Origin of the sequence: Rhizobium oryziradicis (assembly GCF_001939045.1) — a bacterium.
GTDB lineage: Bacteria > Pseudomonadota > Alphaproteobacteria > Rhizobiales > Rhizobiaceae > Allorhizobium > Allorhizobium oryziradicis.
Genome location: NZ_MKIM01000024.1, coordinates 116035 through 129116 on the forward strand (window position 1 = coordinate 116035; position 13082 = coordinate 129116).

The following is a 13082-nucleotide window of genomic DNA, read 5'->3' on the forward strand; positions in this document are numbered from 1 at the left end:
AGTCACCGCCGCACCAAGCCGCGAAGGCCGCCGCCAATCAGCAGGGCGGTATCCATCATCGCCTGTGGAGCCTGGCGTTTATCGGCAACGGCGAGATAGCGGGGTTGCCATTCGGGATGGAACTTGGCTTTGAAAGCTTGCACCCCTTTGAAATTATAGAGCCGCTCCCCGTGCTCGAACATGAAGCGCCCCAGATGATGCCACAGCGGTGCGCAATTGCGCGCTGACAGGCCTGACAAAGGTGCCATGCCCAGATTAAGCTGCTGAAATCCCTCGGCTTGCAGATATTGAATGATGCGCACAAACAAAAGATCCATCGCGCCGCGATGCACGCCCGGCAGATGGCGCATGAGATCAATGAAGGCGCTGCCGCGTGTCTGTGTCGTCAGGATATTGGCAAACGCCACAATGCGCCCATCCATTCGGATGATTGCCACCGGATGCGACGTTACATAACCGCGTTGAAACGTGCCCAGCGAAAAGCCTTTTTCGGCGGCATTGTGATGGGCAAGCCATGTATCAGACACCAAAGCCAGTTCATCCATCACCGCGGCCACATCAGCGGGTGGCAAAATCGAAAACTCCAACCCATCGCGCTCGGCGCGATTGATGGAGCGGCGCAATTTGAGCCAATCACCGCCCTTGAGATCAAACTCCGGCAGATCCACTACGGCCTGATCTCCCAGCTTGAAAAGCCGCAAACCGGCATCAGCAGCGGTGGGCAAAAATGCCGGCGAGACCTGATAGAACGCCACTCGGCAGCCTGCGGCTTTGGCCTCGCGCACCATTTTCATCACCAGCGCAGGCCAGAGCGTTTGCGGCCCCACCGGATCAAACAGCACAATCCAGGTGCGACCACGCCTGCCATACATCACGAATGCGTGACCGCAATCGGAAAACAGGATGTGTTTATCGCCCAAAGCCACAAGACCGGCGCTGGCATCATCCTGTCTCGCAACAATATCACGCGCCTTTTGCACACAGATTTGCGGCACACCGGTTTGGACAAGACGCGCAGGCCCTTGCGCCATGGTTCGATGCAAGCGGGATAAGCCGAGACTTGCAAAAGCCATGGCGCAAAACGCAATGGCACCGCCCTGCCCCAGCCCGTGGGTGATGCGATAGGCAAGGCCCACTTGCGCCAATGGCTCTGCCGCCAGCTCCAGCGCGGCCCAAAAAAGCGCAGCTGTCCCGAGGAGATAACGCGGGCTGACATCCAGATGCTGGCCAAAACGCTGCCCAAAGCCTTTCAATCGTCTAGCGGGCGACATTTCCCCGCGCACATCCTGAATCCGCGCCACATCACCCATCGGCAAGCGTACCTTTCGCCAGACATATTAGAAATATCAAATCAAACGAGTTCTGCCACGCGCGCGTAAACAGGAGATGAAGCCGACCTTTAAAAATGCGCAAGTGTGCGGATAAAATATCATTTACTGGCTTATGGCAGGCTTGCGCTTGCATTCACAGTGTCAAGGTGCTTAGAGCACGGGCATAAGCTACAGCATGCCGCAGTGCATAGGCTTCAATGCGGCATGCTTTAGCGTCCGTTTTGTCGCATGTGCGTTATCGTTTCATTGAAGACAATGAAACGCGACATGCTTTAGAGGTTCATTGCGCTCGCGGCACCATCCAGACCCGCTATAGCCCAACACGGAGAGCACCGTGCAAAGATCAAGACGTTCAAGAATGATGCGCAGGTCCCGCGCGCTCGGTGGCACATGGCGCGTCTGGAAGATGCGACTGGTTTTCTGGGCAGGCGCTGCCGCCATTGGTGCCGTCAGTGTTGGGTTTGCCAAGGCCGCCGATGCGGCGCAAGAGTTGTTTCGCAGCATTACCCATTCGTCAGAGATGGGCTTTCTCTGGCCGCTGCTGATGGCTCCGCTCGGCTTCATCCTGTGTTGTTATATGGCAGAACGGCATTTTCCGGCGTCCCAAGGCTCCGGCATTCCCCAGGCCATCGCCGCCCGCCATGTGGGCACCACTGCCGGGCGCGAAAGCCTGCTGTCCATCAAGATCGCAGCGGGTAAAATTCTGCTGACAATCGTCGGTCTGTTGTGTGGTGGCTCCATTGGCCGCGAAGGACCAACCGTGCAGGTTGGCGCCTCGCTGATGTTGATGTCGGCCCGCATCGGGGGCATGGCGCAGGCCAATGGGCTTATTCTGGCAGGTTCCGCCGCCGGTATTTCTGCGGCCTTCAATACACCTCTGGCCGGTATTGTGTTTGCCATTGAGGAAATGAGCAAAACCTATCACGCCCGCGTCAATGGTCTGGTGCTGATCGCCGTGATCATTTCCGGCCTGTCGGCCTTGGGCATGGTGGGCAGCTACACCTATTTCGGCATTGCCAACCCTGGCGCAAGCAACCTTGCCGATTGGGCGCTGGTGGCCGTTTGCGGCGTGGGTGGTGGTGCTGCCGGTGCGCTGTTCAGCTCCATGTCACTTTACGTGTCGCGGCGCATTCGCCGCTGGGCGCAAACCTCGGCATCCCCCTTGCAGCGCAAGGTGTTGCTGGCCGGTGCCTGCGGCCTTGGCGTTGCCATCATCGGCGTGATCTCTGGCGGGCTGACCTATGGCACGGGTTATGAACAGGCCAGAGGTGCGGTGGAAGGCAATGCATTGCCCCTGATGTATTTTGTAGAAAAGCTGCTGGCCTCCTTCCTGACCATGGCTTCCGGCATTCCGGGCGGCATTTTCGCCCCCTCTCTGTCTGTGGGCGCTGGCCTTGGCAGCACAGCCGCAAGCGTGCTTGGCTCCAGCATCACCTTAGGTGCGGTTTTGGGCATGGCCGGTTATTTTGCAGGCGTTGTGCAAGCACCCATGACCGCATTTGTGATCATTATGGAAATGACCGCAAACCACGATGGTGTCATCCCCATTATGCTGGCGTCCATGCTGGGTTATGCAACATCGCGCGTCCTGTCGCGAGAGCCGCTCTACCATGGCCTGTCGCGCCCGTTTGAAGCGGAAGCCATTCGCGCCAGCCGTGCCGCTGGCCAAAAGCCCGCAACCGGCCACTCAGAATGATGGCCTGATGCGCAATCGGTTCACGGCGAAAACCATGCAGCACATTGCCATGCTGCATGATTTTCGGCAATGCTCCGGGCTGTGATCACCCCGGTTTCATATCCATTCAGTTATGAATTTCTTCATATTATTTATTTGCTAGACGGCCCAACTTCTGTAACGTCGCGACAGAAGGCATCTCCGTGTTGATCGGAGATGAAGAGGCATGTCACGCGAATCTTGCCGACGTGAGTTGCCTTATGGGAAGTGGCACGGGGTGACGGAGGATCATCCACGCCAATGACACCGTGAGACGGATTGCGCCATGGATTTTTGCGCAAACCTTGCGGTGTCGGACATGCTTCCCTTGACGTTTTGAGTGCTAATGGGAGGGAAATTTCATGCGTAAGACGATTGTTGCAAGCCTGTGCGGGCTTGGATTAACCTTGATGGCGGGATCGGCGATGGCCGCCGATGTTGTTTTGAAGCTGCACCAGATGCTGCCGCCGCAAGCAACCATTCCGGCCAAGGCATTGCAACCTTGGGCCGACAAGATCAAGGCTGAGTCCGGCGGACGGATTGAAGTGGAACTTTACCCGGCCATGCAGCTGGGCGGCAAGCCCGGCGATCTGGTGGATCAGGTCAAGGACGGCGTTGTGGACCTGATCTGGACCGTGATTGGCTATACGCCGGGCCGCTTCCCGAAATCAGAAGCCTTTGAACTGCCCTTCATGATGACCACCGGCGAGGCAACCTCGGTTGCTTTCTATGATTATTATGAAAAGCACCTCAAGGATGAGTTTAAAGACTATCATGTGTTGACCGTTCACACCCACGGCCCCGGATTGTTGCATACCATTGCCAGCAAGCCAATTACGTCGCTGGAATCCATGAAGGGTCTGAAGCTGCGTGGCACCTCGAAAGTGGTCAACCAGATGCTGGAAGCCATGGGGGCCACCCCGATCGGCATGCCGGTAACGGCAGTACCGGAATCGCTTTCCAAGAGCGTGATTGATGGCACCGTGGTGCCATGGGAAGTGACCCCCTCGATCAAAATTGCCGAACTTGCACCAAACCACACATCATTTTCCGGTAAAAATGGTCTCTACACCGCAACCTTCCTGTTTGCGATGAACAAGGACAGCTATGATGCGCTGCCCGATGACCTCAAGAAAGTCATCGACAAAAACTCGGGCCGTGAGCTTGCCCGCCAATTCGGCAAGGTGATGGATGACGGCGATATGCGCGGCAAGGCCATTGCGGAAAAGGCTGGCAATAAACTCATCGTGCTGGATGATGCAGAGACGGCACGCTGGAAAAAGGCTGGCGAATCGGTCACTGCCAACTGGATCAAGGACATGGACAAGCGTGGCTTGAACGGCACCGAGCTCTATAAGGACGCAGTCGCTTTCGTTGAAAAAGAAAGCAAGTAAAGACGCGAAGAAGACGCTTCGTTGCGCGCATGGTCGTGGTGCATTGTGCCATGACCATGTGCGATGATCATGCGAATTTAAAGCCTGATACGCTCTAAAGCATTGCATAGCCCCTGTTTTGCATGTGTCGTTTGCGCGCGTGAACAGGCGTGACAAGTCTCCAAAGGACGCTCCGATGACTTCATCTTCTGCCAGCCCGGCCTCGCAGCCCCACCCAAAGGCGAAACCCCAACAATGGGTTCATGGTCTGTGCAATCTCCTGGTCTATTTTGGCGGTGTCTGCCTGATTGTGGCGGCGCTTTTAACCGGCGTTTCCATTATCGGCGGCTTGGCGCTTGCGCCCCTGCCCGGCGAAATCGAATTGGTCGAGGCGCTGTGCGGCTTTGCCGTCTTCGCCTTCCTGCCCTATTGCCAATTGATGCGCGGCCATGTGGGGGTTGACCTGTTTCTCAACGCCTTTGGCCCCAAGGCCATGAACTGGTCGCAACTGGTGGGTGATCTGGTGATTGCCATCCTGTTTGGCCTGATCACCTGGCGTCATGCCATTGGGTTCATGGACAAATGGAACAATGGCGAAACAACCACGCTGCTGCTTTTGCCCATCTGGTGGGGCTATGCGGTGGCACTCATTCTTCTCATCGCCAATCTGCTGGTCTGTCTTTATGCGCTGACCACCGACATTTGGGCCATTCGCACGGGCCATGCCATCAACACAGCGCCGGGAGCCCATTGATGACAAGTATCGAAATCGGCCTGTGGTCTTTCCCTGTTCTTATTGCCCTGATTTTCATGCGCATACCCATTGGCGCTGCCATGCTGGCCACCGGCATTGTCGGCACCTATCTGGTCACCGGTCGTTGGACGGTTATTCTATCCCAGCTTAAGGGGATCGCTTGGATCACCAATGCCAATTACTCGCTCTCGATCATTCCGCTGTTTTTGCTGATGGGCCAGTTTGCGGCACGCGGTGGCATGAGCCAATCGCTTTTCAATGCCGCCGCCGCGTTTCTTGGCCATCGCAAGGGCGGCGTTGCCATGGCCGCTGTGGGGGCCTGCGCAGGCTTTGGCTCTATCTGCGGCTCATCGCTGGCAACGGCCGCCACCATGGCGCAGGTGGCATTGCCTGAGCTGAAACGCCACGGCTATGGCGGCGGCTTGGCAACAGCGGCCCTTGCCGCAGGCGGCACGTTGGGCATCCTCATCCCGCCATCGGTGGTGCTGGTGATCTATGCCATTTTGGCCGAGCAAAATATTGCCAAGCTGTTTTTAGCAGCCTTTGTGCCGGGCCTGCTGGCCGCCGTTTCCTATTTGATCGCCATTGCCATTTATGTGCGCCTTCACCCCGATCAGGCTGGGCAGGCACCACGGATTCCCTGGGCACAGCGCATTCCGGCCCTGATTGCCGTGTGGCCGGTTGTTGCCATTTTTGGCCTGGTGGTTGGCGGTATTTATCTGGGCTGGTTTACCCCCACGCAAGCGGCGGCCATTGGCGCGGCCAGCGCCGGTCTGGTGGCGTGGGTCAATGGTGGCCTGAGCCGAGAGGCGTTGCTGGATTGCTTCAAGCAAACGGCGACATCCACGGGCATGATCTTTTTTATCGTGCTTGGTGCCTCAGTGTTCAACTCCTTCCTGGCGTTTTCGCGCCTGCCACAAGTGGGTGCCGAATGGGTGACCGCACAAGGGTTTACCCCGATGACAGTGCTGATCATCATCTTGGTGCTCTACATCATCTTTGGCTGCATCATGGATTCGCTGTCGATGATCGTGCTGACCATCCCGATTTTCTTTCCCATCGTCACATCCATGGATTTTGGCATGACACCAGAGCATTTCGCCATCTGGTTTGGTATTCTGGTGCTGATGGTGGCCGAAATTGGCATGATAACGCCACCCGTGGGGCTCAACCTGTTTATCATCTCGGCCATGTCGAAGGGCGTGCCGATCCGCGAGACCTATAAGGGCATTATCCCCTTTGTCTCCGCCGATCTGCTGCGGATCATTATTCTCACCGCATTCCCGATTATCTCGATTTTTCTGGTCTGATCAGACATCGTGTTTGGCGCGGCACGACAATGCCGCGCCAAATACACTCCAACATTGCTATAAAAGTTGCAGCACCGATTGCACGCTGACATTGACAATCGACAGTGATTTTATCCCCAATTGCTCTCGCACTTGCAGCGCCTTCAAGCGGCTGGATTCCATATCCATATCCGTATCGACCATGCCGCCGACACCTTTATTGATAGAGCCTTGCAACTGCTTGGAAAATTCATATTGCATGTCCACCCGCGTTGCCATCGCGCCCATCTGGGTGGCAACGTCGGTCATTCGCTCGGTCATATGGTCAACAACGCTGATCATCTCATCGATGTCCGTGGTGGAACTGTTGCTCGCCAATCGGATTTCGTTGTAATTGGTGCCAGCGTTGGCACCATTAAACATCACCCAGGTCTTGGCCGTGCCAAGCTCAGCGGAAAAACCCGAGCCAGTGAGAATTCCACGCTCTCCCTCGACATCATCAATCAGATAATTCACGTCGGATGTGCCCGCCTGACCATTGATATCGTAATTGATCGTGTTGACCGTCACCAACCCGGAATTATCCCGCACAAAGGACCCAACAAGATCGCGGTTGGCCCTGTCCGTGGTCGATGAGCGTTGCAGCCAATTCTCTTTGGAAAAGCTCGAGGATTCGGCAATTGATCGAAACTGACGCCGCATCTCGTCCAGCTCGCTGTTGATTTTGTTGCGATCCACCCCGGTGTCGCGCGCAGAAATAAGGCGTGCCTTGACCTCGGACATCAAATCGGTTGCGGTACTCATGCCATTATAGGCTGTATCAAGCACGCTTCCTGCCATGTTGAGCGCGTCCTGCACCGAGGCGATGGAGCGGTTGTCAGAGCGCATTGTGGTTGCAATAGACCAATAGGCAGCATTATCGGAAGGCTTGGCCACACGATAGCCGGTGGCCATCCGGTTATGGCTGGCACTCAGACTGCTTTCATTGCTGCGCAAACTTTGAAGCGCCGTGTAAGCGGCCACATTCGTGTTTTTACTCACCATACGCTTTACTCACATACTCAAAAACAAGACATGGAGAACCCTTGCGGCAGAGCAAATACCCTGACACTCCTCATAGCACCCACGCCGCTACACAAAACAAAAATCCCCCAACGGAATGAGGTATTTATAGGACCGTTAACGTTAAGGCGCTGCAAAAGAATATGGTGAAAAATGAATTAAGCGACGGCTTATGCAATTAAGGATTGGGAGAAGAATTGCCAGATAGGTGACACAAAATATTTTGAGGTTGAAAACTGCGTTTTCGTGGTTGCAATTTTCAATCGCTCGTCTTAAATGGTTAGTGCGTCCGGCGATAACCGCACTCGCGTGGCTTACTTCGGGATTACCTTGTGTTACCTGATGCCTAGCTTCGGGAATACCTTAACAGGATATTCTCTCAGTTGACGGCTCTGTGTGAATAGAGTTGCTGGTTGCCGGGGCTAGCATGGAGGGCTTTTGAGATGAACAAAAAATCCAAACGCACCAACCTTGCTGTGACGATCCTGACGATCTCACTTCTCCTTTTGGAGAATGTGAGTGCAGTTATTGATCTGATCAGCAAGGTTGTCAACTACGATGGTAAGCGTTTTTCATAATTTTGAATTTTCTTACATAAGTAACGGCAAGCATGTTTTCTGCCCGTCAGATGTAGGGAGAGCAATAGGGAAAGAAGTAAAGGAAAAGGTAGAGGCAGCCTATACTTTTGACCCGTTCATGTCTCACCTTCAAGAAGGCGCTCACATCAAAGCACTTCACGATCATCGTCAGAATGAATGCTTCTGCCGTGTAGATATTACTCATTTTTTCTACACCGTACAAAGAAATCGCGTGAAACGTGCTCTTAAACAGATCGGCGTTGCGTTTCCGGAACACTACGCGAAGTGGTCCACCGTGAAAAACCCCTATCAGGGCGGTGGTTATGTTCTGCCTTACGGCTTCATTCAATCTCCGATCTTGGCGACGCTCGTCCTTTCCCTATCGCCGGTGGCCGAATTTTTACGGCAGCTTGATCCTACAATAACCCGCTCAGTCTATATGGATGACATTAGTTTGTCCGGTCCGGACGTCGACACGCTATCGGCTGCTTACGAAGGATTGCGGAAAAGCCTCGTCGCAAGTGGCTTTAATCTGAACGAGAATAAGAGCCGACCTCCAGCAAACCAGATCGATATTTTCAATTGTGACCTCGCCAAAAATCGCTCGGAGGTTAAGCAGGACCGCATCACGGAATTCTACGCTGGCGAGCGCAGTGATCAAAGCATCGCAGCTTTTGAGCAATACTGCGACATCGTTAAATCAGCCAATTGGCGTGCTAAACCTGAAAAAGCTTAGATTTTGACACCATCAAGCGGCAAGCGATTTCCTTCTCACCCCATCGCGTTGCGAAAGTCTCGGACACTTCAGACCAGCTTCCGCTATTGCGGTTTCCATGGTTTGCCTCCATGCACGAGCATTGGCATTCGTGTCCTTCAGCATTCATGCAGGCAGGTGCGCACTTCTCTTGCTCGCGGCAGGGCTGGATCACATAAAGCTTGCCATAGCGCTCTAATGCTCGATTGACGAAATCGTTGAACCAATTTTTCGGAAGCTCCCAATAGCTCTTGCTATGGATCCACGTTACCGAAGATCTGCCGACCGTATTTAGCCATTGTCTATTGTTCTCGGCATAATGAAGGCGCACGCGTAGTTTATAGCCCTTTTCCTCGTGCCGAATAACGACCGGAATCTTCTTCTGAAGCCATACTTCTCTTAAGCGCTCTTTTTCCATAACACCCCCAGCGACGACTCGCAGATTCGGGGGAAAAAATAAGGACGCGCAACCATTACCTAAGTTATGGAAATATGCGCCGGAAAACTGCTGCAACTACGTTTTCTAAAATTACTCGACTCTTTGATTTCATTGGGAGAAACAAATAGTGGCTGGGGCGCCAGGATTCGAACCTGGGCATGCCGGTACCAAAAACCAGTGCCTTACCGCTTGGCTACGCCCCATCACGAAAGGGTGGAGGCAAATCGCTCACCCGTTCGGATGGGCGGTCATTAGCAAAACTGGGCGCTGCCTGCAATGACCCTTTTTATCTTTTTAACCGAAATTGCCTTTTTGATCGCAAAAACAGGTTGAAAAACTTTGGAACGATCTGCCGACCCATTGGTTATCTCACCGAGGCGCACATTTGAATGTCACCGAATACGCGGTGACGATGGACGATTTCGGCGCGTTAACCCCACGGTCGATGCGCAAAGCAGCTGGGCTGTTTTCATGCTCGGTGTGTGCCCTTCAAAAGATATGGAAAGGAACGACAATGACCAAGATGAATGAAGCCAAGATTCTCATTCTTGCCACCGATGGCTATGAACGATCCGAGTTGCGCGTTCCGCTTGAGCAATTGCGGGCCAAGGGCGCGACTGTCAAAATCGCCTCGTTGAAAAAAGAGCCGATCAAAAGCTGGGATGACAAAAACTGGGGCGACACAGTCGATGTCGATCTGTTGGTCGGTGATGTAAAGGTCGATGATTTTGATGCGATTGTGCTGCCGGGCGGTCAGATCAACCCCGATATTCTGCGCACCGATCAAACAGCCGTGAAGCTGGTCAAGGATTTCGTGGCCTCTGGCAAGGTTGTGGCTGCGGTCTGCCACGCACCGTGGCTTCTGGTTGAGGCCGATGCACTGCGCGGGCGCAAGGCAACATCCTATCACTCGATCAAGACCGACGTGAAAAATGCGGGCGCTCAATGGGTTGATGAAGCTGTCGTGACCGACAAGGGCATCATCACCTCGCGCAATCCCGGCGATCTCAATGCCTTTGTGGCCAAGATTGTCGAGGAAATTGGCGAAGGACGCCACGAGCGACGCGCGGCCTAAACCGCAATGACCAACGCCGCCTAAGCCAAAGCCTTCTCTCCAGCCGGGGAGAAGGCTTTTTTGCGCTTTACTCGGTCGGATTTTATGTCAACTGTGCACATACAACCGCAACAGAGGATCGCCCATGCCCGGTTATTCGGCCCGACCACCTGCCATACCCACCATCCTCGTTGATGATGCCGTAACCCGCATTGTACGCTGGGATTTTGAGCCGGGGGCTGCCACCGGCCATCACGTCCATGGCCTGGGCTATGTTGTGGTGCCGATGACCGATTGTCATTTTTTGATTGAAGACGAGACAGGCGAGCGCCGCGTTCTCAGCCGCACCGGCGAGGCCTATCGCCGCGACGCAGGCATTGCCCATAATGTCATCAATGGGGGTGATCAGCCGATGGCCTTTATTGAAATCGAGTATAAATAGCGCGCTGTCGCCGTTTCCTGATAAAGGCCTCTCTTGCCGTGAACCTTGCTGTTTCCTCATCCCTATCTGCCGATTATCAGGCGGCCCATGGTCAGTGCATAGCGCTAGCACCCCAGATACAGCGGGTAACGGCCAATAATCCCGGCATGATGACCTTTGAAGGCACCAACAGCTATATCATTGGCGATAAATACGTCTGCATTGTTGATCCCGGCCCGGCCGATGATGCGCATTTTGCCGCCCTGCTGCGGGCCTTGCAGGGCCGCACCCTCACCCACATTGTTGTCAGCCACACCCACCGCGACCATTGCGGACTGGCACAACAGCTCAAGCAAGCAACGGGTGCCACTCTGGTGGCCGAGGGGCCGCATCGGTTGTCGCGGCCATTGCATGCGGGTGAAGCCGATGCCTTTGGCGAGAGCAGTGACCACGCCTTTGTGCCTGACATCAGCCTCAAGGATGGTGAGGTGCTGCGGGGCGATGGCTGGGCGCTGGAAACCGTACTCACCCCCGGCCATGCCGCCAATCATTCGGCCTTTGCGCTTGACGGCACAGGTGTGCTGTTTTCAGCCGATCACGTCATGGCCTGGTCCACCACGGTGGTTGCGCCGCCGGATGGCTCGATGCGCCACTATATGACCTCGCTGGACAAGCTGCTGGCGCGCCAGGATACGGTGTATCTCCCCGGCCATGGCGGGGCGGTGATGGAACCCGCCGCCTATGTGGCTGGCCTCAAGAACCATCGTTTAAAGCGCGAAACATCCATCATTGCCAGCATTCAGGCCGGTGATCGCACGGTGGACGCCGTGGTTGCCACGCTCTATCGCGGCCTTGATCCAAAGCTTCATAAGGCCGCAAGCCTATCGGTGCTGGCGCATCTGGAAGATCTGGTTGAAAAAGGCACCGTTAAAAGCTACGGCCCGGCATTGCTGACCAGCACCTATACACCAAATTGATCGTCTGCTGACATTTCAACGGATAAGGCGGCCTTACTCGGCGGCGATGCCCAAAAGGGTACCGTCCATCGCGGTCAGATAGCGATTTGCAATGGCAGCCGACAGGCCCAGATCGTGCGGCCCATAGCGGCTGGCCACGCGCATATCCACCAGCACACTGTCTTCTTCTTCCCGCAGGCGAATAACAATATCAAACGGAAGTCCCGTGATAAAATCACGGCTGGTAGCCTGAATGCGAATGGTGCCTGCCGGTTCATTATCCGTATCCGGCATCTCCTGCTCTGGCTCGGGCCTTGCCAAAGGCACCGGAGCCTTGACCCCGGAATCACCGCCCAAAAGCTCCGGCCGCATGGCGGTGGCGGGAAAATCGGGACGCGCATAGGCAGCACCCGCCGTTTGTGTCACCTTGAAGCGCTGGTCTGACGCCACCTGCCGCGCCGTTTGATAAACCCTGTCCAGCGCGCCATTATAGCTGCGCACCGTCAGCGTGGGATAGGCCGCGGCTTGAACCCTTGCATGCCAGGCTGGATCAGATTTTGGCCGTGGCATCCACCCTTGCACGGCCTTGGGCGGCGCAATCCAGGCGGCGGGTTCGTCTGTATCGGTGGTGATCTCAAAAATCGGCGGACGCGTTTGATAATAATGTGCCGCCACGCCCAGCACGCTGAGCGGCAAAACGGCAATAACCAACGCTTTGGTGGCGGCAATGCCGCCCTCTGCCCCCACCTGCCACAAACGCCATAACCCCCACAGCGCCAAGGGCACCGTTAAAAGTGCCAGCCCGCCAGACAAAAGCGCCAGCAAAACAAATGTTGGCACCTGCAAAGAGCCCAGCCGAAAAGCCGCAAAGCTTCCAACCAACAGCAAAAAGGACACAATGGCCAAGCGCAAAGCATAGCGGGCGCTTAAGGAAACAGGGCGAATAAATCGGATGCTCATGCGGGGCGAGTTGGCTCCAGCTTATACGACATCGCCGTGCGGTTTATCAAACGCACAAAGGACGCTGTAACTCTTTTCACGGACGGCATCCTGCCTTCAATCGATTCCGATTTCAGCAAGGATGCAGCAGGCCTTGTGTACTCCGCAGACGCACAAGGTGCAACCTTCTGTAAAAGCCGCCGAGGACGGTGCCGCATGCGGTGTTTACCCCCCTTTTTCAAGAGTTGCGTCATATAGCCAAAAAGGATAATAATCCCTCAATGAAAGATTGTTTTTACGCGCGCAACAACCAAAAAACTATACGGAAATATTCCTAATTCATAAAATAATAAAACATAAAATAAAACAAATGATAATCAGATGATTATCATCAATATATCTATTCACAATGGCACTA

At 54.8% G+C, this 13082-nt stretch carries 12 protein-coding genes and 1 tRNA gene; 8 read left to right on the plus strand and 5 right to left on the minus strand.

Going from position 1 to position 13082, the window contains the following annotated elements; all coding sequences use genetic code 11:
• Positions 1–2: 2 nt before the first annotated feature.
• The gene (locus BJF95_RS06150) at positions 3–1310 is read right to left on the minus strand and encodes a phosphatidylglycerol lysyltransferase domain-containing protein (RefSeq protein WP_075638588.1); all 1308 of its coding nucleotides are present in this window, start codon (positions 1308–1310) and stop codon (positions 3–5) included.
• Between the two features lie 379 nt (positions 1311–1689).
• Between BJF95_RS06150 and BJF95_RS06155 the strand changes: the two genes are divergently transcribed.
• From BJF95_RS06155 to BJF95_RS06170, 4 genes are all read left to right on the plus strand, one after another.
• On the plus strand, positions 1690–3027 hold the full coding sequence (locus tag BJF95_RS06155) for a chloride channel protein (protein WP_075638589.1): 1338 nt from the start codon (positions 1690–1692) through the stop codon (positions 3025–3027).
• A 380-nt stretch (positions 3028–3407) separates the two neighbouring features.
• Positions 3408–4439: a TRAP transporter substrate-binding protein gene (locus BJF95_RS06160; protein ID WP_075638590.1), complete on the plus strand. Its 1032-nt coding sequence runs from the start codon at positions 3408–3410 to the stop codon at positions 4437–4439.
• Between the two features lie 175 nt (positions 4440–4614).
• A complete protein-coding gene (locus tag BJF95_RS06165) occupies positions 4615–5172 on the plus strand; it encodes a TRAP transporter small permease (RefSeq protein ID WP_075638591.1) in 558 nt (185 codons plus the stop codon).
• A complete protein-coding gene (locus tag BJF95_RS06170) occupies positions 5172–6482 on the plus strand; it encodes a TRAP transporter large permease (RefSeq protein ID WP_075638592.1) in 1311 nt (436 codons plus the stop codon). Before BJF95_RS06165 ends, BJF95_RS06170 begins: the two co-directional genes overlap by 1 nt.
• Before the next feature lie 57 nt (positions 6483–6539).
• Here the strand turns inward: BJF95_RS06170 and BJF95_RS06175 are convergent, their stop codons facing one another.
• Positions 6540–7505 (minus strand): flagellin N-terminal helical domain-containing protein, encoded by a 966-nt coding sequence (locus BJF95_RS06175; RefSeq protein WP_075638593.1) that lies wholly within the window; start codon positions 7503–7505, stop codon positions 6540–6542.
• A 576-nt stretch (positions 7506–8081) separates the two neighbouring features.
• Between BJF95_RS06175 and BJF95_RS06180 the strand changes: the two genes are divergently transcribed.
• Positions 8082–8837 (plus strand): reverse transcriptase domain-containing protein, encoded by a 756-nt coding sequence (locus BJF95_RS06180; RefSeq protein ID WP_075638594.1) that lies wholly within the window; start codon positions 8082–8084, stop codon positions 8835–8837.
• Here the strand turns inward: BJF95_RS06180 and BJF95_RS06185 are convergent.
• Positions 8818–9273, minus strand: a complete 456-nt coding sequence (locus BJF95_RS06185; protein ID WP_075638595.1) for a hypothetical protein — start codon at positions 9271–9273, stop codon at positions 8818–8820. The two genes, BJF95_RS06180 and BJF95_RS06185, sit on opposite strands and share 20 nt — an antisense overlap.
• Before the next feature lie 149 nt (positions 9274–9422).
• Positions 9423–9497 (minus strand) — tRNA-Gln (locus tag BJF95_RS06190).
• Positions 9498–9808: 311 nt separating this feature from the next.
• Between BJF95_RS06190 and BJF95_RS06195 the strand changes: the two genes are divergently transcribed.
• From BJF95_RS06195 to BJF95_RS06205, 3 genes are all read left to right on the plus strand, one after another.
• Positions 9809–10369, plus strand: coding sequence for a DJ-1/PfpI/YhbO family deglycase/protease (locus BJF95_RS06195; RefSeq protein ID WP_075638596.1), 561 nt, complete (start codon positions 9809–9811; stop codon positions 10367–10369).
• 124 nt (positions 10370–10493) lie between these two features.
• Entirely contained in the window at positions 10494–10790 is a 297-nt protein-coding gene (locus tag BJF95_RS06200; protein WP_075638597.1) for a cupin domain-containing protein, read from the plus strand.
• Positions 10791–10828: 38 nt separating this feature from the next.
• Positions 10829–11746 (plus strand): MBL fold metallo-hydrolase, encoded by a 918-nt coding sequence (locus BJF95_RS06205; RefSeq protein ID WP_075638598.1) that lies wholly within the window; start codon positions 10829–10831, stop codon positions 11744–11746.
• Positions 11747–11779: 33 nt separating this feature from the next.
• Here BJF95_RS06205 and BJF95_RS06210 read toward each other — a convergent pair whose 3' ends face one another.
• Positions 11780–12685: a DUF1499 domain-containing protein gene (locus tag BJF95_RS06210; protein WP_075638599.1), complete on the minus strand. Its 906-nt coding sequence runs from the start codon at positions 12683–12685 to the stop codon at positions 11780–11782.
• Between the last annotated feature and the right edge of the window lie 397 nt (positions 12686–13082).

Bases quoted from the DNA above. Each gene is read 5' to 3' on its own strand.
- BJF95_RS06160 (WP_075638590.1), top strand. From the start codon at position 3,408: ATGCGTAAGACGATTGTTGCAAGCCTGTGCGGGCTTGGATTAACCTTG.
- BJF95_RS06200 (WP_075638597.1), top strand. From the start codon at position 10,494: ATGCCCGGTTATTCGGCCCGACCACCTGCCATACCCACCATCCTCGTT.
- BJF95_RS06195 (WP_075638596.1), top strand. From the start codon at position 9,809: ATGACCAAGATGAATGAAGCCAAGATTCTCATTCTTGCCACCGATGGC.
- BJF95_RS06210 (WP_075638599.1), bottom strand. From the start codon at position 12,685: ATGAGCATCCGATTTATTCGCCCTGTTTCCTTAAGCGCCCGCTATGCT.
- BJF95_RS06155 (WP_075638589.1), top strand. From the start codon at position 1,690: ATGATGCGCAGGTCCCGCGCGCTCGGTGGCACATGGCGCGTCTGGAAG.
- BJF95_RS06180 (WP_075638594.1), top strand. From the start codon at position 8,082: ATGGTAAGCGTTTTTCATAATTTTGAATTTTCTTACATAAGTAACGGC.
- BJF95_RS06185 (WP_075638595.1), bottom strand. From the start codon at position 9,273: ATGGAAAAAGAGCGCTTAAGAGAAGTATGGCTTCAGAAGAAGATTCCG.
- BJF95_RS06150 (WP_075638588.1), bottom strand. From the start codon at position 1,310: ATGGGTGATGTGGCGCGGATTCAGGATGTGCGCGGGGAAATGTCGCCC.
- BJF95_RS06170 (WP_075638592.1), top strand. From the start codon at position 5,172: ATGACAAGTATCGAAATCGGCCTGTGGTCTTTCCCTGTTCTTATTGCC.
- BJF95_RS06175 (WP_075638593.1), bottom strand. From the start codon at position 7,505: ATGGTGAGTAAAAACACGAATGTGGCCGCTTACACGGCGCTTCAAAGT.
- BJF95_RS06165 (WP_075638591.1), top strand. From the start codon at position 4,615: ATGACTTCATCTTCTGCCAGCCCGGCCTCGCAGCCCCACCCAAAGGCG.